This is a genomic window from Bradyrhizobium sp. NBAIM08, from assembly GCF_020193935.1.
Classification (GTDB): Bacteria; Pseudomonadota; Alphaproteobacteria; order Rhizobiales; family Xanthobacteraceae; genus Bradyrhizobium; species Bradyrhizobium yuanmingense.
Genome location: NZ_JADYVR010000010.1, coordinates 216,499 through 234,874, shown reverse-complemented (window position 1 = coordinate 234,874; position 18,376 = coordinate 216,499). Strand labels below are relative to the sequence as shown.

Annotated in this window: 19 protein-coding genes and 1 tRNA gene; 9 read left to right on the top strand and 11 right to left on the bottom strand. The window is 65.2% G+C overall.

Annotation, left to right across the window (positions count from 1 at the left end):
- Positions 1-278: 278 nt before the first annotated feature.
- Together I6F37_RS29450 and I6F37_RS29445 are read right to left on the bottom strand one after the other, a co-directional pair.
- The gene (locus I6F37_RS29450; RefSeq protein ID WP_225127088.1) at positions 279-1,283 is read right to left on the bottom strand and encodes an ABC transporter substrate-binding protein; all 1,005 of its coding nucleotides are present in this window, start codon (positions 1,281-1,283) and stop codon (positions 279-281) included.
- Positions 1,284-1,313: 30 nt separating this feature from the next.
- Positions 1,314-2,681, bottom strand: a complete 1,368-nt coding sequence (locus I6F37_RS29445; protein ID WP_225153449.1) for an FAD-dependent oxidoreductase — start codon at positions 2,679-2,681, stop codon at positions 1,314-1,316.
- A 112-nt stretch (positions 2,682-2,793) separates the two neighbouring features.
- On the opposite strand from I6F37_RS29445, the gene I6F37_RS29440 reads away from it, so the two are divergent.
- A complete protein-coding gene (locus I6F37_RS29440; RefSeq protein ID WP_051057176.1) occupies positions 2,794-3,066 on the top strand; it encodes a hypothetical protein in 273 nt (90 codons plus the stop codon).
- A 3-nt stretch (positions 3,067-3,069) separates the two neighbouring features.
- Here the strand turns inward: I6F37_RS29440 and I6F37_RS29435 are convergent, their stop codons facing one another.
- Entirely contained in the window at positions 3,070-3,873 is an 804-nt protein-coding gene (locus I6F37_RS29435) for an enoyl-CoA hydratase-related protein (RefSeq protein ID WP_225153447.1), read from the bottom strand.
- Positions 3,874-4,024: 151 nt separating this feature from the next.
- Here I6F37_RS29435 and I6F37_RS29430 point away from each other — a divergent pair, with 151 nt between their 5' ends.
- Entirely contained in the window at positions 4,025-4,999 is a 975-nt protein-coding gene (locus I6F37_RS29430; RefSeq protein ID WP_036014531.1) for a ketopantoate reductase family protein, read from the top strand.
- A 3-nt stretch (positions 5,000-5,002) separates the two neighbouring features.
- On the opposite strand, the gene I6F37_RS29425 is transcribed toward I6F37_RS29430, so the two are convergent.
- Together I6F37_RS29425 and I6F37_RS29420 are read right to left on the bottom strand one after the other, a co-directional pair.
- Entirely contained in the window at positions 5,003-5,680 is a 678-nt protein-coding gene (locus I6F37_RS29425; RefSeq protein ID WP_225153445.1) for an alpha/beta family hydrolase, read from the bottom strand.
- A 126-nt stretch (positions 5,681-5,806) separates the two neighbouring features.
- Positions 5,807-6,463, bottom strand: coding sequence for a TetR/AcrR family transcriptional regulator (locus I6F37_RS29420; protein WP_225153443.1), 657 nt, complete (start codon positions 6,461-6,463; stop codon positions 5,807-5,809).
- Positions 6,464-6,535: 72 nt separating this feature from the next.
- Here I6F37_RS29420 and I6F37_RS29415 point away from each other — a divergent pair, with 72 nt between their 5' ends.
- Positions 6,536-7,477 carry an SDR family NAD(P)-dependent oxidoreductase gene (locus tag I6F37_RS29415; RefSeq protein WP_063824119.1) on the top strand — a complete coding sequence of 314 codons (942 nt, stop codon included), beginning with the start codon at positions 6,536-6,538 and terminating at the stop codon, positions 7,475-7,477.
- Between the two features lie 122 nt (positions 7,478-7,599).
- On the opposite strand, the gene I6F37_RS29410 is transcribed toward I6F37_RS29415, so the two are convergent.
- Positions 7,600-9,156 (bottom strand): long-chain fatty acid--CoA ligase, encoded by a 1,557-nt coding sequence (locus I6F37_RS29410; protein ID WP_036014511.1) that lies wholly within the window; start codon positions 9,154-9,156, stop codon positions 7,600-7,602.
- Positions 9,153-9,890 carry a TetR/AcrR family transcriptional regulator gene (locus I6F37_RS29405; RefSeq protein WP_036014513.1) on the bottom strand — a complete coding sequence of 246 codons (738 nt, stop codon included), beginning with the start codon at positions 9,888-9,890 and terminating at the stop codon, positions 9,153-9,155. Before I6F37_RS29405 ends, I6F37_RS29410 begins: the two co-directional genes overlap by 4 nt.
- An 87-nt stretch (positions 9,891-9,977) precedes the next feature.
- Here I6F37_RS29405 and I6F37_RS29400 point away from each other — a divergent pair, with 87 nt between their 5' ends.
- The 5 genes from I6F37_RS29400 to I6F37_RS29380 are packed head-to-tail and all read left to right on the top strand — an operon-like array spanning position 9,978 to position 14,037.
- Positions 9,978-11,159 carry a lipid-transfer protein gene (locus I6F37_RS29400; RefSeq protein WP_036014515.1) on the top strand — a complete coding sequence of 394 codons (1,182 nt, stop codon included), beginning with the start codon at positions 9,978-9,980 and terminating at the stop codon, positions 11,157-11,159.
- An 8-nt stretch (positions 11,160-11,167) separates the two neighbouring features.
- Positions 11,168-11,623, top strand: coding sequence for a MaoC family dehydratase N-terminal domain-containing protein (locus I6F37_RS29395; protein WP_036014516.1), 456 nt, complete (start codon positions 11,168-11,170; stop codon positions 11,621-11,623).
- Positions 11,620-12,030 carry a MaoC family dehydratase gene (locus I6F37_RS29390; protein ID WP_225127098.1) on the top strand — a complete coding sequence of 137 codons (411 nt, stop codon included), beginning with the start codon at positions 11,620-11,622 and terminating at the stop codon, positions 12,028-12,030. Before I6F37_RS29395 ends, I6F37_RS29390 begins: the two co-directional genes overlap by 4 nt.
- 20 nt (positions 12,031-12,050) lie before the next feature.
- A complete protein-coding gene (locus tag I6F37_RS29385) occupies positions 12,051-12,878 on the top strand; it encodes an SDR family NAD(P)-dependent oxidoreductase (protein WP_225153441.1) in 828 nt (275 codons plus the stop codon).
- A 13-nt stretch (positions 12,879-12,891) separates the two neighbouring features.
- Positions 12,892-14,037, top strand: coding sequence for an acyl-CoA dehydrogenase family protein (locus tag I6F37_RS29380; RefSeq protein ID WP_225153439.1), 1,146 nt, complete (start codon positions 12,892-12,894; stop codon positions 14,035-14,037).
- Positions 14,038-14,212: 175 nt separating this feature from the next.
- Here the strand turns inward: I6F37_RS29380 and I6F37_RS29375 are convergent, their stop codons facing one another.
- Positions 14,213-15,193 carry a helix-turn-helix domain-containing protein gene (locus I6F37_RS29375; protein ID WP_225153437.1) on the bottom strand — a complete coding sequence of 327 codons (981 nt, stop codon included), beginning with the start codon at positions 15,191-15,193 and terminating at the stop codon, positions 14,213-14,215.
- Between the two features lie 120 nt (positions 15,194-15,313).
- Between I6F37_RS29375 and I6F37_RS29370 the strand changes: the two genes are divergently transcribed.
- On the top strand, positions 15,314-16,039 hold the full coding sequence (locus I6F37_RS29370) for an alpha/beta fold hydrolase (protein ID WP_225137660.1): 726 nt from the start codon (positions 15,314-15,316) through the stop codon (positions 16,037-16,039).
- A 44-nt stretch (positions 16,040-16,083) separates the two neighbouring features.
- On the opposite strand, the gene I6F37_RS29365 is transcribed toward I6F37_RS29370, so the two are convergent.
- From I6F37_RS29365 to I6F37_RS29355, 3 genes are all read right to left on the bottom strand, one after another.
- Positions 16,084-17,223: an amidohydrolase/deacetylase family metallohydrolase gene (locus tag I6F37_RS29365; RefSeq protein WP_057027798.1), complete on the bottom strand. Its 1,140-nt coding sequence runs from the start codon at positions 17,221-17,223 to the stop codon at positions 16,084-16,086.
- 153 nt (positions 17,224-17,376) lie between these two features.
- Positions 17,377-18,099 carry a DUF2569 family protein gene (locus tag I6F37_RS29360; protein WP_225153435.1) on the bottom strand — a complete coding sequence of 241 codons (723 nt, stop codon included), beginning with the start codon at positions 18,097-18,099 and terminating at the stop codon, positions 17,377-17,379.
- 119 nt (positions 18,100-18,218) lie between these two features.
- A tRNA-Arg gene (locus I6F37_RS29355) sits at positions 18,219-18,295 on the bottom strand.
- Positions 18,296-18,376 lie beyond the last annotated feature (81 nt).

The window sequence follows — 18,376 nt, the reverse complement described above, 5'->3', positions numbered from 1 at the left end:
GGCCGTCCCTGAGAACGCCGAAGCCAAGCTTCGGCTATGTCGTATTGAGCGAAGCGAAATGCGAACCGGGGTGGGGTGACAGTCTATCGGCGCGGATGCTGGCAATTCCTGCGCCCGAACTTCCCGCGAATGGTCGGAGCAAGCGACAGATAGACCACCGCCGTGGCTCACGCCGCCCCGCTCGCTCCGGACGATGCTGCGCATCGCCGGTGCGATCGACCCTCCCCCTCCAGGGGAGGGTGGCAGATCGCCTGCCGCGGGAGTTTGCACAATCAGCATCAATCCACCTTCACGAATTCCTTCGCGATGATCGCTTCGGCATCAAAGCCCTTGTCGACGAAGCCCTGCTCCTGCAGCCATTTGATCTGGTTGTCGACGTTCTTCACGTCGAGCTTGCCGTCGGGATCGATATAGGCGCAGTTGCCGACCACCTGCTCGACCGGCAGGTTGGTGTACTTTGCGATGATCTCCAGCAGCGGCCTGGTCTTGTCGTTGATCGGGGCGACACCGTCCTTCATCGCGGCAAGGATGACGTCGTGATATTCGCGGTCGGCTTTCGCGAGCACGCCGAGGAATTTCGTCACCAGCGCCTTGTTGGCCAACGTCTTCGGCGCGGCGAATACCGCGCCCAGCTGCCACGGCGTCTCGTCACCGACCCAGCCCAGGAATTTCGCGCCGCCCTCGTCCATCAGCTTTCGCGCAGTCGAGATCGGCAGCAACGCGGCATCGACGGTCTCGCCCTTGAGCGCGGCGGCGGCATTCGACAGCGATTGCAGCGGCACGATCTTTACGTCCGCCAGCTTGAAGCCGTATTTGTCGGCGAGCAGGCCGAGCGAATAATGGAAGCTCGATCCGACCTGCGTCATCGCCACACGCTTGCCGGCGAGGTCCTTCGGCGTCTTCAGGCCGCTCGCATAGGCATTGTTGCTGGCGAAATAGCCGATCAGGGGATAGCCCGGCTTCTCGCGGCTCATGCCGCCGATCACCTTCAGCGTGCCCTTGCCTCCGAGATTGTAGAGCCCGGCGGTGAAGGCGGTGACGCCGAAATCGACGTCGCCCGAGGTGGTGGCGACCGCAATCGGCTGCGCCGCGTCGAAGAACTTCAGCTCGACCTCCAAGCCGGCCTCACGGAAATAACCCTTGTCCTGCGCGATGAAGACCGGCGCCGACGAAGACAGGCGGAGCACGCCGATCCTGGCTTTCAGCGGATCCTCGGCCCATGCCGTGCCCATAGCCATGATCGCCATCAGGCCCCCTACCGCGAGCCGCGCAATCCCGATCATCCCGTTTCCTCCGCTTTGTCTTGCAGTGCGTTACAGGCCTTCGGGCACCGCCTGGTCCCGTCCGATGAAGGCGCCCTGTTGTTTCAACGTTTCCTGCAACTTTTCAATGGGGATTTCGCGTGGAATCCGGTTTCCGGACAGCGCCAGCGCGGCGGCGGAACCGGCGGCTTCACCCATCGCAAAGCAGGCCCCGGAGACCCGCGCGGCCGACTGGCCCTCGTGGGTCATCGAGGCGCAGCGGCCGGCGACCAGGAGATTGTCGACGCCTTCAGGGACCAACATCCGGTAGGGCAGCTCGTTGTAGCCGCGCGATTCCGGGATCGGCGGGAAGGTGAAGACGACGTCGCCGGGCACATGGGCCTCGATCGGCCAGCCGTTGACCCCGATGGAATCCGCGAACGAGGCACAGCCGAGCACGTCCTCACCGCTGAGCTGGTAGCCGCCCTTGATGCGGCGGGTCTCGCGGATGCCGAGCTGTGGCGGCAGGTCCACGATGTAGGACTTTTCGAACCCCGGCACCGCGCTGCGCAGGAATTCGTACGCGGCGAGCGCCTGCTTGCGTCCCTCGATCTCGCCGCGGGTGAGATCGTCGGGCTCGATGCCGTTGACGGCATGGCCGTCCTCGCGCGCCACCTGGGTGAAATTCACCCGCCATTCGATGCCGGATCTCTGTGGCCGCACGATCGCGCTTCTGCGCGGGAATGTGTGGGTGCCGGCCGCGACGGCCTTTTCCATCAATTGCGGAATGGTGCGCCAGGCCTCGCCGGCCCTGGCGGGATCGATGCCGTTGAGACGGAGCATCATCGAGGGGTAGAGCGGATGGCCGTGCTCGTCGCCGATCTCGAACGGCGCGCCGGCCCACACGGCGAGATCGCCGTCACCGGAGCAGTCGATGAAGATTTCCGCGCGCACCGCCTGCCGGCCGGCCTTGGTCTCGACCAGCATCGCGTCGATGCGGCGCTCATCGGCCATCACGACGCTGGCGCCGAGGGCGTGGAAGAGCATATTCACCTTATGGCTGGCGAGCAGCTGGTCGGCCGCGATCTTGTAGGCGGCGGTGTCATAGGCCTGGGCAAAGACCTTGCCGAGGATCAGATGCGGCGCGTTGAGGCCGTTCAAGCGATCGATCCGCGCCAGCAGCTCCGAGGCCAGACCCTGCACCAGCCGCCGGTGCTCGCCATGGACATTGCCGTGCAGGCCGCAGAAATTGGTGACGCCGGCCGCGGTGCCCATGCCGCCGAGAAAGCCGTAGCGCTCGATCAGCAGCGTCTTCCGCCCCGCGCGCGCCGCTGCGGCTGCCGCCACGATGCCGGCCGGCCCGCCGCCGAGCACGACGACTTCATATTCGCCATAGAGCGGCACTTTGCGCGCTGGTTCGTCGATCGTCGTGGCCCACATGGCGCGTTCCTTCCCGGAATCTGGTTCGAACTGGATCACGGCTTAGCCGGCGGTCCTCATGCCCGCAAGATCGCGGTTGCTCGCTAACGATGGACCTGAGACAAGTGCAGGCATGGATTCGATCATCGTCAGATACTGCTTCGCCGCTTCTATCGCCATCGCGATCTCGGCCGTTCCCGCCTCGGCCGTGGAGCAAAACTGCCGCTTCATCCCCGCCAAGCCCGATCGCGAGGCCTGCTACAAACGGCAGGAGGAAGACCTGTCGGCTAAGCGCAAGCCGGCCACGCCGGCGGCTGAGAGCACGACGCTCGACACGCTGCGCCAGTTGCGGCAGGACGACGACGCGGTCTATCGCAGCATCAACAACATCTGCCGCGGCTGCTGACGCCTAACCTTTGCCACTGCCCCAATTCGCCGCCCGCTTCTCGGCGAAGGAGGTCAGTCCCTCCGCCGCCTCCGCGCTCTGGCGCTTGAGCGAATGCAGCTGCACGAGCCGGGTGTAAGCGCCATCGTCCACGGCCATGCCGCCGAACGAGCTCTCCAGCGCGAGCCGCTTGGTTTCGGCCATGGCCTCCGGTCCGTTGGCGAGCAGCTGCTCGACCACCTTGGCGCCTGCGGCCTCGAGATCGGCGAGCGGCACCACCTCGTGGACGAGGCCGATGCGGCGGGCGTCTTCGGCGCCGAAGCGCTCGCCGGTCAGCGCGTAGCGGCGGACTTGCCGTACACTAATGGCATCGCAGAGCTGCGGGACGATGATCGCGGCGGTCAGGCCCCAGCGCACCTCGGTGATCGAGAACAGGGCGTTGTCGGCGGCAATCACGACATCGCAAGCCGCGATGACGCCGGTACCGCCCCCGAAACAGCCGCCCTGCACCAGCGCGACGGTGGGGATCGGCAACGTGTTGAGCCGCTGCACGGCTTCGAACGTCGCCCGCGAGGCCGCCTCGTTCGCCTCAGCCGATTGCGGACGCACACTGTTGATCCATTTGAGGTCGGCGCCGGCCTGGAAGTGCTTGCCGTTGCCCCGGAGCACGACGACGCGCAAATTGAGCTTGCTGCCGAGGTCGTCCATGGCCGCGAGCACGCCTGAGATCAGCGCGCCGTCATAGGCGTTGTTGACCTCCGGCCGGTTCAACGTGACGGTCGCAACCCCGCGTTCATCGAGGCTCCACAGGACGGGGCTGGTACTCATCGGCGGTCCTCCGGTTGTTTGCCGCACACTATGGCTGAGCGCGCCTGCCCTGATCCATATCTTTCCGGCGTAGGGTGGCCGCGTCCATCGCATGGCGGCTTGTGTCATGCTGGCGCCGGGCGACACCACGGGATGGACACGGGATATCAACATGCGCATCTGCATTTTCGGCGCAGGCGCCGTCGGCAGCCACATTGCGGTACGGCTGGCGCGCGCCGGCCATGAGGTCAGTTGCGTGATGCGGGGGGCGCATCTGGAGGCGGCCCGCGCCAACGGCCTCAAGCTGCGCGTCGGCGATTCCGAGGTCGGCGCCAAGGTGAACGCGTCAGGCGATCCGGCTCAGCTCGGCCCGCAGGACGTCGTGATCTCGACCTTGAAGGCGACGGCGCTTCAGGGGCTGGTTTCCAGCATCAAGCCGCTGCTCCAGGACGACACCGCGATCGTGTTCGCGCAGAACGGCATTCCCTGGTGGTACGGTATCGGCCTGCCGCCGCGGCACCCGACACCGCCCGACATTTCATTCCTCGATCCCGGCGGGCGCCTGCGCGCCTGCATCCCGAAGGAGCGGATCATCGGCGGTGTGATCTTCTCCTCCAACGAGGTGATCGCGCCCGGCGTGGTGCAGAACCTGACGCCGGACCGCAACCGCCTCCTGATCGGCGAATGCGACGACCGCAATTGCGAGCGGATCACGAAACTGCGCGGCGTCTTCAACGATGCGCGGCTGGAATCGCCGCCGGTCGCCGAGATCCGCGAGGCGATCTGGTCAAAGCTGCTGACCAACATGTCGCTGTCGGTGCTGTGCCTGCTCACCGGCCAGACCGCGCGCGGCGTGCGCGACGACCCCGCCTTCACGGAGGTGATTCCGCGCATGCTGAACGAGGCCAACGAAATCGCCCAATACTTCATTCCCGAGGTCAAGCGTGCCAGCCGCAGCGGCCCCGCCCCCAATCACAAGCCGTCGCTGCTGCAGGATTACGAGCTCGGCCGCGCCATGGAAATCGACGTGCTGGTGAAGGCGCCCCAGGCCTTCGCGCGCACCGCCGGCCTGTCCACGCCGACGCTCGACCTGATCGCCGCGCTCGCGATCCAGAAGGCGCGCGACAAGGGGCTTTATTCCGCGTGAGCCTCAGGCGAGCGCATCGATCCAGGCCGCGAGCGTGTCCAGCACCTCGTTGAGCGCCTCGTCATTGCTACGGCCGGATTTCTTGAGCACCGCAAAGGAATGGTCGCCGCCTGCGACCTCATGCAGCGTCGCCTTACGCCCGAGCCGCTCGATGACGGGCTCGAGATGGGCAAGATCGGCAAGCTCATCGCGTGTGCCTTGCAGCAACAGCATGGGAATCGCGATTGCAGCGAGGTGCTCGGCGCGCTCGCTCGACGGCTTCTTGGCAGCATGGAGGGGAAAGCCGAGGAAGGCCAGCCCTTTGACATCGGGGAGCGGCGACTTCGACTGCGCCTGCGAGGTCATGCGGCCGCCGAATGATTTTCCACCGGCAACGAGCTTCAGCCCGGGGCAGAGCCGCCCCGCCTCCGCGACCGCGGCGCGCACGCTCGCGTGTGCGATTGCGGGCGGGTCAGGACGTCCCTTCTTCGCTTCCATGTAGGGAAAATTGAAGCGGAACGTCGCAATGCCGCGTTCGGCAAGGCCGGCTGCAACCTTCTCCATGAAGGAATGCCGCATGTCTGCGCCGGCGCCGTGCGCCAGGACGTAGCAGGCGCGCGCGTGGGTCGGCTGCGTCAGGATCGCCGAGACCGTGCCGATGCGCCCGATGTCGAGCTTGAGCTCTGTTGTCTTGCCCGTCATGACCTACGCAAGCCTCGATGTGCATCTAAAGCGCGATGAGATCTGGATGAATCGTCATGACGCTTTAGGTTGTTGTTTGCGCATGATCTTTCCGGAAAACCGCTTCGCACTTTTACGGATCATGCTCTATTGGCGCGTGCCGCTCGCGGGCCAGAGATAGTTCAGGACCTGATCGAGCGTCATCATGATCTCGCGGCGTCCGGCCTCATTGGTCACAGAGCCGAATTTCTCCTCGAGCGCAAGCTTGGCAAAGCCGTGAACGGTGGACCAGGCCGCCGCAGCCGCCGTCTTCGCCTCCTTCGCGGTGCCGCCGGTCAGCTCGGCGACGACGACCTCGAACGCATGGCCGGCGGCCCTGCTCGCCTGCTTCAGGCGCGCATCGTCGGCAACCAGCCGCTTGTTGGCAAACATCATCTGGAAACGGCCGGGATGCCTCAACGCATAATCGACATAGGCAAGTCCCTGGGCGTGGAGCTTGTCGCGGACGCCCTGCTTGCCGGAGGCCGCCTCGCGCAAGGCGCCGGCAAGCGCGTCGTAGCCGCGGATCGCCACTTCGGTGAGAAGGCCCTGGGCGTTGCCGAAATGATGCGATGGCGCGGCCGGCGAAACGCCGGCGCGGCGTGCGGCTTCGCGCAGCGTGAAGGCTTCCGCGCCCTGCTCGGCGAGAATGGCTTCGCTCGCGGCGATCAGCGCCTCCTGCAATTCGCCGTGATGGTATCCGACCTCCGGCCTTGGCCGGGTCGGAGCGGTGCTGCGCTTGGCGGCGGGGGGCCGTTTCTTCATGTAACTTGACACTGTTCAGATTGCAGCATATCTATCTTAACACTGTTCAGATTGAGCGGACCGGAGTTCGAAATGACCGAAATGCAGAATATCATCGCGAGCCATCCCGTAAAGCGGCGTCATCTGGTCGGGGGCGCGGCCCTCGGCATGCTCGCAGGTGCCGTCGGCGGCCTCGCCGGCGGCGTGGCGCTCGGCCAGGGCGCGGCGCTGCCGCAGCAAAAGCCGAGCGGCAAGCAAAGGTTCGCGGGCAAGGTCGTCATCGTCACGGGCGGCACCTCCGGAATCGGGCGGGCCGCAACGCTGATGTTCGCCGCCGAGGGCGGCCGCGTCGCCTTTTGCGGGCGCAACACCGACCGTGGCAAGCAGGTGGAGACCGAGGTGCGCGAGTCCGGCGGCGAGGCCGTCTTCATTCGCGCCGACCTGCGCCACGAGTCCGAGGTGAAGGCGCTGGTCGACGCGACGATCGCGCGCTACGGACGGCTCGACGTCGCCTTCAACAATGCCGGCATCTCCATCGAGAAGCCGCTGCATGAATTCAGCGCGGCCGAATTCGACGACGTGATCGGCACGGATCTGCGCGGCGTGTTCCTGTCGATGAAATATCAAATCCCGCACATGCTGGAGAAAGGCGGATCGATCGTCGTCACCTCCTCGTCCAACGCCATTGCGACGTCGGCCAAGCGCTCGGCCTATTCGGCTGCCAAGCGGGGACTGGTCGGCCTGGTGCAGGCCGCGGCACTCGACTACGCAAAGCATGGCATCCGCATCAACACCTTGATCCCCGGCACCACGGACACCCCGATGATCCGCCGGCTCGCCGGCATGGAGGGCCTGCCCGATGCCGCCTGGCACGTCGGCATCGCGCAATGGGCTAAATCCAACGTCCCGGGGTTGCAGCGCCTGGCGACGCCCGAGGAGATCGCGGCTTTTGCGCTGGTGCTGGCCTCAGACGATCATCCCTACACGACCGGGGGCCAGTTCGTGATCGACGGCGGCAAGACGGCTCATGGCTAGATCGGACGCAGCCTGAAAACACAGTTCATGGCGATCCCGGTGGGCGTATCCGCGCGACCACGATCTGGAAAACATCAATCTTCGCGCGTCCTCGGCGCGCAGGCCGTAACGCGCGGGAGCCGTCAGCTGACCCGCCGTTCCCGCCCCTCCCAGAACGGCCTGCGCAGCTCGCGCTTCAGCACCTTGCCGGCGCCGGACAGCGGCAACGGCGTCTCGGTGATCTCGATGCTGCGCGGACATTTGTAGCCGGCAATCAACGTCTTCGTGAACTCGATCAGCTCGCCGGTCGAAACCTCTACGCCGCTGCGTTTGACCACGACGGCATGGACCTGCTCTCCCCATTGCTCATTGGGAATTCCGATCACGGCGCATTGCAGCACCGACGGATGCTGGGCCAGCGCGTTCTCGACCTCGACCGAGTACACATTCTCCCCGCCCGAGATGATCATGTCTTTCACCCGGTCGACGACATAGATGAACCCGTCCTCGTCCATGTAGCCGCCATCGCCCGTGTGCATCCAGCCGTCGACGACGGCGCGCGCGGTCTCCTCCGGCCGCTCCCAATAGCCCATCATCACGGTGTCGCCGCGCACCACGATCTCGCCGACCGCGCCCGCCGGCAGCGGCTGGTCGTTCTCGTCGACGATCCGCACCTCGCAACCGAGCGTGGCGCGGCCCGCACCGCGATGACGTCCCTTTCTGCGCCCCTCCGCGACATGCTCGTTCGCATGTAGCAGCGTCGCGATCGGCGACAATTCGGTCATGCCATAGGCCTGGGTGAAGCGCACATGCGGCAGTGCGCGCGCGGCACGATCGAGCACCGCCTCGCTGATCGGCGAGGCCCCGTAGATGATGTTCTTCAGGGACGAGAGGTCGTATTTGCCGATCGCGGGGTGATCGACGAACATCTGGATCATCGTGGGCACCAGCAGCACGTCGGTGACGCGCTCGTTCTGCATCGCAGCCATCACGCCTTCGGGCGTGAAGCCCTGAACGATCACGTTCGAGCCGCCGGAGAGCAGCAGCGAATACATCGCCGCCCCGTTGGCAAGGTGAAACATCGGAGCCGCATGCAGATAGATCGCGCTTGCCGGAAACAGGCCTTCGCCGAGTGCGTTGAGCGCATTGGCCATCAGATTCTGGTGACTGAGCATCACGCCTTTGGAACGGCCGGTGGTGCCGCCGGTGTAAAAGATGCCGGCGAGATCGTCGCTTTTGCGCATGGCGTCGGGCACCCGAGCGCTGCCCGCAACCAAAGCCTCATAGCTCTCCATCCCCGCCGGCGCCTCGCCATCGTCGGCATAGATCAGCTTCAGCCCCGGAATGGCGCCGGCGAGCTGCGCGCCGACCTGCGCAAAGGCCTTGTCGACCAGCAGAACGGACGCGCGGCAGTCGCGCAGCGCATCCTCGTTTTCCAGCGCGCTCCAGCGGATGTTGAGCGGCACGATCACGCCTCCCGCCCAGCCGGTCGCCAGATAGAGCTCGAGATAGCGGTCCGAGTTGAAGGACAGCACCGCAACACGGTCGCCGTCCCTGACGCCGCGCGTGCGCAGGCCGCCGGCCAGCCTTGTAACGCGCTCGCCGAGCTCGCCCCAGCTGCGCCGCCGCTGGCCATAAACGGTCGCCAGCCCATTCGGATTGATCTGCAGCGCCCTGCGCAGGCCGTGCGTGATGTTCATCCCGTCTCTCCTCCCGTGCGTTTCTTCCCTGTTGTCTTGCGTCCTGAGTTGCGCCCTTGCGGCGCCCTCGGCGTCTTCCTTGTCGTCTGCAGCCGAACCTGGGACGCCAGGCCGTCCGTCAGCCGCACCGTGAACTCGTCGGCGATCGCGGTCGGCGACAGCTTGCCCTCCCGTCGATACCAATGGCCGATCCAATTGAGCGAACCCGCGATCGCGAAGGCTGCAAGCTTGGGATCGCAAGGCCTGATCGAACCGTCGGCGATGCCCGCGGCAATGTAACGCCGGAAGGTGGCGTCGATCCGCCTCTTGGCGGCGCGTGCGACACCGGCGTTCCGCTCGGCCAGATCGCGCAAATCGAAACGCACCAGGCTCGCGCCGAAATCGGTCGCCATCAGTTCGGCATAGGCGTGCACCAGCTTGCGCAGCTTGGCGAGACCCGAACCGCCGCCGGCGTTGATCTCCGTGATCACGCCGTCGACGAGTTCGGCGCCCATCGACCAGCATTCGAACAGGATCTCGTCCTTGCCCCGGAAGTAATTGTACAGCGCGGGCTTGGTGATGTTCAGCCGGTCCGCAACCTCGTTCAGCGTCACGCGGTGATAGCCCTGCTCCAGGAACAGCTGCACGGCGGCGCGCAGCACCGCCTCGCGCTTTTCGTCGCGGGCGCGGCGGCGGCTCTCGAACGGCAGCCAGGGCGATGGCGATGAGGGTGGAACGGGGGGCGCTGAATCCATGCTCGTCGGTTGACTCTCGTGGGGTTCGGCCGATATGTTACCCATGGGTAAGAAAAAGTCCAATGGGTAATTTATTGGGAGGAAGCCATGTCTGACGTCATCGTCGCAGGGGTCGGCATGATCCCGTTCGCCAAGCCGGGCGCGAGCGCGCCCTATCACGAGATGGGGACGGAGGCGATCAAGCTGGCGCTCGCCGATGCCGGCCTCGGTTACGACAAGGTGCAGCAGGCCTATGCCGGATACGTCTACGGCGATTCCACCTGCGGGCAGCGCGCGCTGTATCACGTCGGGATGACCGGCATTCCCATCGTCAACGTCAACAACAATTGCTCGACCGGATCGACCGCGCTGTTCATGGCGCGGCAAATGATCGCAAGCGGGGCGCTGGATTGCGTGCTGGCGGTCGGCTTCGAGCAGATGAAGCCCGGCGCGCTCGGCAGCGTCTACACTGATCGCCCGAGCGCGTTCGAGGAGTTCGACGCGGCTGCGGACCAGTTGATCGACGCCCCCGGCATACCGCTGGCGCTGCGCTATTTCGGCGGCGCCGGGCTCAGCCACATGAAGAAGTACGGCACCCCGCTCGACGCCTTCGCCAAGGTGCGCGCCAAGGCGAGCCGCCATGCCAAGAACAATCCGCTCGCACTCTTCCGCAAGGAGGTCAGTGCGGACGATGTGATGAACGACCAGGTGATCTGGCCCGGCGTCATGACGCGCCTGATGGCGTGCCCGCCGACCTGCGGCGGCGCCGCCGCCGTGCTGGTCTCCGAGCGGTTTGCGGACAAGCATGGCATCGGCAAAGAAGTACGCATCGCGGCGCAGGCCATGACCACCGATACGCCCTCGACCTTCAAGGCCGGCGACATGATGCAGCTGGTCGGCTACGACATGGCCAAAGAGGCGGCAGGCCGAGTCTATGAAAGCGCCGGCATCGGCCCCGGTGATCTCGACGTGGTGGAGCTGCACGACTGCTTTGCTCATAACGAGCTCATCACCTACGAGGCGCTCGGCCTCTGCGGCGAGGGTGAAGCCGGCAAGTTCATCAATGACGGCGACAATACCTATGGCGGCCGGATCGTGACCAATCCGTCCGGCGGATTGCTGTCCAAGGGACATCCGCTCGGCGCCACCGGGCTTGCGCAGTGCTACGAGCTGACGCGGCAGCTGCGCGGCACCGCAGGCTCGACGCAAGTCGAGGGTGCCAAGGTCGCGCTCCAGCACAATCTTGGCCTCGGCGGCGCTTGCGTCGTCACGCTCTACAAGCGGCACTGATATCGGCCATGGTCGACCAGTCCGCCGTAGGGCGCAGCTTCACGCCGGTCACCGCGCGCGTGGAGCCCGGCCGTCTCCGCTACTTCCTCAACACGCTGGGTGAACAGAATCCGGTCTACCGCAATGCGGATGCTGCCCGGGCGGCCGGGTTCACCGGCATGCCGGTGCCGCCGACCTATCTGTTCTGCCTAGAGATGATGGACGTCGACGACCCCTTCGAAATGTTCAGCGCGCTCGGCATCAATCTGTCCCGCGTGCTGCATGGTGAGCAAAGCTTCGCCTATCACGCCCCGGTTCTGGTCGGCGACACCCTGACGTTTCGACCGCTGGTGACCAGCGTCGTGGACAAGAAGGGCGGCGCGATGACGCTGATCGGCATCCGATGCGAGGTGACCAACCAGGACGGCGTGCATGTCGCCGATACCGCGCGCACCATCGTCGTCCGCGACGAGGCGGCGTCATGACGGCATCCGAAGACATAAAGGCCGGCGAGCGCATCGTCCACAAGGTCTTTCCGCCGATCACCCGCCACACGCTCGCGCTCTATTGCGGTGCATCGGGCGATCATAATCCGATCCACGTCGACATCGACTTCGCCAAGGCGGCCGGATTTCCCGATGTGTTCGCCCACGGCATGCTGGTGATGGCCTCTCTTGGGCAGGCGCTGACGGATGTGGTGCCGCCGTCGAAGCTCCGCAGCTTTGCGACCCGGTTCGTCTCGATCACTCAGCTCGGCGCCAAGCTCACTTGCGAAGGCACCGTGACCGAGCTCTTCGTCGAGGACGGCGAGCGTCGCGCAAGGCTCGCGCTCACCACCAAGGACGATCGCGGCGAGGTCAAGCTCGAAGGCAGCGCCGTCGTCGCGCTGTGACAGCAAGAGGACTCATTCAAATGACAAGACTGCAGGGAAAGGTCGCGCTCGTCACCGGCTCAGGCCGGGGCATCGGACGCGCGATCGCGCTCAAGCTGGCGCGCGAAGGCGCCAGGGTGGTCGTCAACGACCTCGATGCCGAGCCCGGCAACGCCGTGGTCGCGGAGATCGAGGCACTCGGCGGCAATGCCACTGCCGTGAACGGCAGCGTCGCCGAGGCGGGCTTCGCCGATCGCTTCGTCGGCGCCGCGCTGGACAAGTTCGGCGGGCTCGACATCATCGTCAACAATGCCGGCTATACCTGGGACTCCACCATCCAGAAGATGACCGACGAGCAGTTCCAGGCCATGCTCGACGTCCACCTCGTCGCGCCGTTCCGGATCCTGCGCGCGGCCGCCGAGCCGATCCGCGTCTTCGCCAGGAAGGAGGCCGAAGAGGGACGCGAGGTGTTCCGCAAGGTCGTGAACATCTCCTCCATCGCGGGTCTCTACGGCAATGCCGGGCAGGCCAGCTATTCCTCGGCCAAGGCCTCGCTGATCGGCTTGACCCGAACCATGTGCAAGGAGTGGGGCCGCTACAAGGTCAACGTCAATTGCGTCGCCTTCGGCCTCATCAACACCCGCCTGACCCAGCCGATCGAGGCGCAGCAGAAGACCATCGACGTCGCCGGCCGCGACATCAAGGTCGGCGTGCAGCCGCACATGCTGGAAGCCATGTCGCGCATGATCCCGCTCGGCCGCGGCGGTACGCCGGAAGAGGCGGCCGACGCCGTCTATCTGTTCTGCAGTCCGGAATCCAATTATATCAGTGGTCAGGTGGTCGTCGCCGGCGGCGGCCTGATTGTCTGAGAGCGAGGCGCTGATGCATTATCGATCGTCCTGGATGACCGAAGACCTCGACGTCTTCCGCGACCAGTTCCGCAAATATCTCGCCAAGGACCTGGCGCCGCATGCCGAGAAATGGCGCGAGCAGAAAATGGTCGACCGCTTCGCCTGGCGCGGGCTCGGCGAGATGGGAGCGCTGCTGGCGAGCGTGCCGGAGGAATATGGCGGTCTCGGCGCCACCTTCGCCTATGACGCCGCCGTGCTCGACGATCTCGAGAGCACGGTGCCAGAGCTGACCACCGGCGTCTCCGTGCACAGCGCCATCGTCGCGCATTACATCCTCAATTACGGTTCGGAGGAGCAGAAGAAACGCTGGCTGCCGAAGATGGCGTCCGGCGAGATGGTCGGCGCCATCGCCATGACCGAGCCCGGCACCGGCTCGGACTTGCAAGCTGTCAAGACCACGGCGAAGAAGCAGGGCAATTCCTACGTCATCAACGGCCAGAAGACCTTCATCACCAACGGCCAGGCTGCCGATCTCGTCATCGTGGTCGCGCGCACCGGCGAGCTAGGTGCGAAAGGCATTTCGCTGATCGTGGTCGAGACTGCGGGCGCGGACGGCTACAAGCGCGGGCGCAACCTCGACAAGATCGGCCTGCACGCCTCCGACACCTCGGAGCTGTTTTTCGACAACGTGACCGTGCCGCCGGAAAACCTGCTCGGCAAGGAGGAGGGCCAGGGTTTTGTCCAGTTGATGCAGCAATTGCCGCAGGAACGCCTTGCGCTCGCGGTCGGCGCCGTCGCCTCGATGGAGCGCGCGGTCAAGCTCACCACCGACTACACCAAGGAGCGCAAGGCGTTCGGCAAGCCGCTGATGGATTTCCAGAACACCGCCTTTACGCTGGCCGAGCGCAAGACCGAGGCGATGATCGCGCGCGTCTTCGTCGACTGGTGCATCGAGCGCCTGATCGCCAAGGACCTCGACACCGTGACGGCCTCGATGGCGAAATATTGGTGCTCGGAGAAGCAGGTCGAGACCGCCGACGAATGCCTGCAGCTATTCGGCGGCTACGGCTACATGCAGGAATACCCGATCTCGCGCATCTTCATCGATTCCCGCATCCAGAAGATCTATGGCGGCACCAACGAGATCATGAAGCTGCTAATCGCGCGGTCGCTGTGAGGCGCTCCACCTCGCCCCGCTTGCGGGGAGAGGTCGATCGCGTAGCGATCGGGTGAGGGGGACTCTCCACAGGTCCGTCTCTCACCGTATTCGCGGAAGCAGCCCCTCACCCCAACCCTCTCCCCGTAAGAACGGGGAGAGGGGGCTCATCGAGCGAGTCGCCGCGCAGTTTCTCTCACCGCGCGCGCCAGTCGCGCGGCCGGCAGCCGAAGCGCTGCTTGAAGCGGCGGGTGAAGTGGGAGAGGTCCGAAAAACCCCAATCGAACGCGATGGCGCCGATCGCGCGCTCCGCCATCGCGGGAGTCCTGAGATCCCTGGCCGCGCCGTCGAGACGATGGTCGATGACGTAGTCGGTGAAGCTGGAGCCCGATCGCGCCAGCAGCTTGTGCACGTAGCGCTCGCTGATGCCGACGGCGGCGGCGACGTCTGCGACCGCAAGTCCCGGCTGGCGGAGCCGCCGGTGGATGGCACGTTTCACCGCCAGCGTGGTTGCATCGGCGAGACTCTCGGCTTCAGCTGCGTGCAGGCGGCTGCTTCGCGACAGGCTCACGGCAACCAATTCGATCAGCGCCCGGAACAGCCGCACACCTTCGTCCTCGCCCATCTGCAGCGCGCCCTCGCTGAGCGTGCGCGCGGTCTCGACAATGAGGTGGCCGACGACGGGATCGTCCGAGAGGCGTGCCGCAACGACGTCGAACGAAGCCGGCAGCCGTTCACGCAAGGCTTCTGCCGGCACCCAGAACGAGGCGACGCGCAGCTGCGGACCACGATCGTGCAGGAGCGCGAACTGGCGGTCGCTGTCGAAGATGCCGACCTGTCCGGGCGACAGGCTGATCTCGCGACCGTCCTGCTGGATGCGGCAGCGGCCGGCCAGCTTCAGGTTGAGGTAGAAGCAGCTGCGATCGGACGCCGCAATGTCGGCCGCGGAACGGCGCACCACGTGCTCAGGGAAGCTGACGCGGTTGATCGCGGCATCACCGAGACGGACATGCTCGACGCTGGCGGGAAAGGCGGCGGCGGCCGCCGGCTCCGGCGTCAGATTCATGAAAGCCTGGCAGATTGCCTCGCGATAATAGGCGAATTGCTCGTGAGGCCGTACGCCCACCGTATTCCAGGCCGAGTGGCGTGACGGAACGGGACGCTCGATCTGCTGCATCGGTTCACTCCGAGACCAATACGGTTCACTTCCAGCCAAGCGGCAAATCGGTCGCCGGTCCACACTTGCCGTGCGGCGACGCTGCGCCGATCTAACCACACCCTCGGGAGGAGCCACAATATGTCGACCTACGTTCTCGTCCATGGCGCCTGGCATACAGGCGCCGAGCTCGAGCCGGTCGCCGCGACGATCCGCGCCGCCGGCCATCAAGTCCATACCCCCACCATCAAGGGCAACCGTCCGGGCGATGCCAAGACGACCGGGTTGAAGGAAGCGATCCAATCGATCGCGGACTACCTGGCCGAGAATAATCTGAAGGACGTCATCCTGCTCGGCCATTCCTATGGCGGCATGGTTATCACTGGCGTTGCCGACCTCGTGCCGGAGCGCATCCGCCGTCTGGTCTATTGGAATGCCTTCGTGCCCAACGGCGGCGAATGCCTCAACGACATGGTGCCGCCGCATTATGTCGGACTGTTCGACGCCATCGCGGCCGAGCGCGGCGACGGCTCGGTGGTGCTGCCCTTCCCGATCTGGCGCGAGGCCTTCATCAACGATGCCGATCTGGAGACGGCGCAGCGCGCTTATGACGTGCTCAATCCGCATCCGCTGGCGACCTTCAGCGACAAGATCGCGCTCAAGAGCAATCCGGCCGAGATGCCGCTGGCCAAATCCTACATCAACTGCACCGAGGATACCGCGATGCCGCACAGCCATGGCTGGCATCCGCGCCTGTCGGAGAAGCTCGGCCTGTTTCGCCTGGTGCAGGTGCCGGGAAGCCACGAACTGTGCTTCTCGGACCCGGCGCGGCTCGCCAAGGCGATCATGGAGGCGGGACGCGACTGATCAGTGCGTCATGCGAGCACGTGGTCACGATCCGCGCGCGCCGCTCAATTCGGATGCCACCAGCGGCCGCCGATGACGACGCCTTCGGACACGATCTTGCGATCGCCGATCAGGTGCTCGCCGACGACGTCTTCATAGTCGAACTGGCCCTGCCGCACCGAGATCAACGTCGCGTCGCCGACGCTGCCCGGCTTGAGGCTGCCGAGCTCAGGACGCCGCAGCGCCATCGCCGCATTCACCGTCGATGCCGCGATCACATCCGGCAGCTCCATGCCCATGCACAGGAACTTCGACATGGTCGTCACCTGGTCATAGGCCGGTCCGTCGATGCAGAGCTGATGGATGTCCGAGGAAATCGTGTCCGGATGGAAACCATTGGCCAACATGGCGCGCGCGGTCTTGAACGCGAACGAGCCCTTGCCGTGGCCGATATCGAACAGCACGCCGCGCTCGCGCGCCTCCAGCACCGCTTTCTTCACGGTGCCTTGCGCCGTCGCCGGGGTGTTGGGAAAGGGGCGGAACGCGTGGGTCAGCACGTCGCCGGGACGCAGCCGCGCCAGCACGTCCTCATAGCTCGGCGGCGGATGATCGATATGCGCCATCAGCGGCATGCCGACCTCGTTCGCAACCTCGAGCGCGATGTCGAGCGGCACCGCGCCCGAGGTGCCCGAGGAATGCAGGCCCACGCGCACCTTGATGCCGACGATGAGATCGCGGTTGGCATCGGCCACTTCGGCCGCCTCGATCGGATTCATCAGGCGCAGCTCCTCGCTCTCGCCGACCATGATCCGGTGCGAGAAGCCGAAGATGCCGGCATGCGAGACGTGCAAATAGGCGAGGATGCGGACCTGGCTCGGCTCGATCACATGCTTGCGGAAGCCGGCGAAATTGCCGGGGCCAGCGCTGCCGGTATCGACCGCCGTGGTGACGCCGGAGAGGCGGCAGAACTCCTCGGCATCAATGCCGAGCGAGGTGCCGCCCCAATAGACATGGGTGTGCAGATCGATGAGTCCGGGCGTCACGATGAACTGCGAGATGTCGCGGACATCGGTGCCCGGATCCGCCTTGAGCCCAGTGCCAACAGCGGCAACCTTGCCGTTCGAAAATGCGACATCCGTCACGGCATCGAGCTTCTGCGAGGGGTCAATGACCCTTCCGCCGCGAAGGATCAAGTCAAAAGGCATCATGGTCTCCGGGTATGGCAACGGACAGGCACGGACCGGGCTGGAAGGTGCCCCTTCCGGCCCGGTCGCTTCTGTTAGCAATTTTTGCACCAGCCGAGCAAATCAGCGGGCATCCTGTCCGCTCGGCTTGCGGGCCGCCGGATGCATGACGGCTTACTCCGTGAACGTATTCGCGACTCTACGGGAGCGAAGGACGTAGGTTATCCAAATCGCGGTACTGATCGCACCGACGACCATTCGTGCGACTTGAAGAGGTTCGATAGTGAAAAAATCACCGAACGGACGGTTCAAGCCAATGGAAAAGATCGATGCAACCCAAACCAGATCGATCAACGGCATCAGTACCGCACAGATCATCTGCACAATGAAGAACGCTGGAAATCTACGGGAATGCATGAACAGGAGCACCGCCGTCCAGATTGCGAGACCGATCAGCGCGGCGTTCATCGCTATCTCGCCCCAAAATACGATTGAGAATTGCACCCAGGTCTCGCTGGAGATCGACTGCACATATTGCGCGGTATTGACGACGAGGCGCACGATGCCGATCATTTGGCCGAACGCCAGAAGCCCGAGCCAGCCGCTGATGCCGGTCATCTCTGGCTGGACGTCCTTGAATGAAGCGCCGTCTTCTGCGGGAGCGGCCGCCTCGCGAATGACCTCAACCGGCGGCGATGCTGGGCTTGGCGGCGGCGATTGAAGGAGCTGCTGCGTGATCTCGTGCACCTCCCCGGCCGGCTTCCAATTCTCGAAGCCGTGCCGCCAGACCAGCACGCGCCGAGGATCGGCGATACCCGCGAGAAGCGTAAGGAGTTCAGAAATCGAGAACGGGCCGCGCCGCTGCCCGCCCTCAGCGTAGTACCATGAGTCCGCCATGCAAGGCCCCCTGCACCCGCCGTATTTTAGCCGGCTGTCGGCACACGTCACGATGGAATAACGCTTGGGGGGAATACCGGCGTTGCGTGCCCTAGGCGCGGCGTAAACGCGCGGAAAAGTGGCGATCCCGGGAAGACTCGAACTTCCGACCTACGGTTTAGGAAACCGCCGCTCTATCCGGCTGAGCTACGGGACCGCGGAACCCGTGGGTGCGGGCTCGGCCCCCTCATAGCAGAGCAAAATGCGGTTCGCCAGCCGTCAGGCGGGCGAGATCGAT

What these genes read in the sequence shown, in the direction of transcription:
- I6F37_RS29420 (WP_225153443.1), bottom strand. Translation starts at nt 6,463, where the DNA reads ATGAAGAAACGGCCCCCCGCCGCCAAGCGCAGCACCGCTCCGACCCGG.
- I6F37_RS29375 (WP_225153437.1), bottom strand. Translation starts at nt 15,193, where the DNA reads ATGCAGCAGATCGAGCGTCCCGTTCCGTCACGCCACTCGGCCTGGAAT.
- I6F37_RS29370 (WP_225137660.1), top strand. Translation starts at nt 15,314, where the DNA reads ATGTCGACCTACGTTCTCGTCCATGGCGCCTGGCATACAGGCGCCGAG.
- I6F37_RS29365 (WP_057027798.1), bottom strand. Translation starts at nt 17,223, where the DNA reads ATGCCTTTTGACTTGATCCTTCGCGGCGGAAGGGTCATTGACCCCTCG.
- I6F37_RS29360 (WP_225153435.1), bottom strand. Translation starts at nt 18,099, where the DNA reads ATGGCGGACTCATGGTACTACGCTGAGGGCGGGCAGCGGCGCGGCCCG.
- I6F37_RS29430 (WP_036014531.1), top strand. Translation starts at nt 4,025, where the DNA reads ATGCGCATCTGCATTTTCGGCGCAGGCGCCGTCGGCAGCCACATTGCG.
- I6F37_RS29385 (WP_225153441.1), top strand. Translation starts at nt 12,051, where the DNA reads ATGACAAGACTGCAGGGAAAGGTCGCGCTCGTCACCGGCTCAGGCCGG.
- I6F37_RS29415 (WP_063824119.1), top strand. Translation starts at nt 6,536, where the DNA reads ATGACCGAAATGCAGAATATCATCGCGAGCCATCCCGTAAAGCGGCGT.
- I6F37_RS29440 (WP_051057176.1), top strand. Translation starts at nt 2,794, where the DNA reads ATGGATTCGATCATCGTCAGATACTGCTTCGCCGCTTCTATCGCCATC.
- I6F37_RS29400 (WP_036014515.1), top strand. Translation starts at nt 9,978, where the DNA reads ATGTCTGACGTCATCGTCGCAGGGGTCGGCATGATCCCGTTCGCCAAG.
- I6F37_RS29435 (WP_225153447.1), bottom strand. Translation starts at nt 3,873, where the DNA reads ATGAGTACCAGCCCCGTCCTGTGGAGCCTCGATGAACGCGGGGTTGCG.
- I6F37_RS29405 (WP_036014513.1), bottom strand. Translation starts at nt 9,890, where the DNA reads ATGGATTCAGCGCCCCCCGTTCCACCCTCATCGCCATCGCCCTGGCTG.
- I6F37_RS29410 (WP_036014511.1), bottom strand. Translation starts at nt 9,156, where the DNA reads ATGAACATCACGCACGGCCTGCGCAGGGCGCTGCAGATCAATCCGAAT.
- I6F37_RS29445 (WP_225153449.1), bottom strand. Translation starts at nt 2,681, where the DNA reads ATGTGGGCCACGACGATCGACGAACCAGCGCGCAAAGTGCCGCTCTAT.
- I6F37_RS29390 (WP_225127098.1), top strand. Translation starts at nt 11,620, where the DNA reads ATGACGGCATCCGAAGACATAAAGGCCGGCGAGCGCATCGTCCACAAG.
- I6F37_RS29450 (WP_225127088.1), bottom strand. Translation starts at nt 1,283, where the DNA reads ATGATCGGGATTGCGCGGCTCGCGGTAGGGGGCCTGATGGCGATCATG.
- I6F37_RS29380 (WP_225153439.1), top strand. Translation starts at nt 12,892, where the DNA reads ATGCATTATCGATCGTCCTGGATGACCGAAGACCTCGACGTCTTCCGC.
- I6F37_RS29395 (WP_036014516.1), top strand. Translation starts at nt 11,168, where the DNA reads ATGGTCGACCAGTCCGCCGTAGGGCGCAGCTTCACGCCGGTCACCGCG.
- I6F37_RS29425 (WP_225153445.1), bottom strand. Translation starts at nt 5,680, where the DNA reads ATGACGGGCAAGACAACAGAGCTCAAGCTCGACATCGGGCGCATCGGC.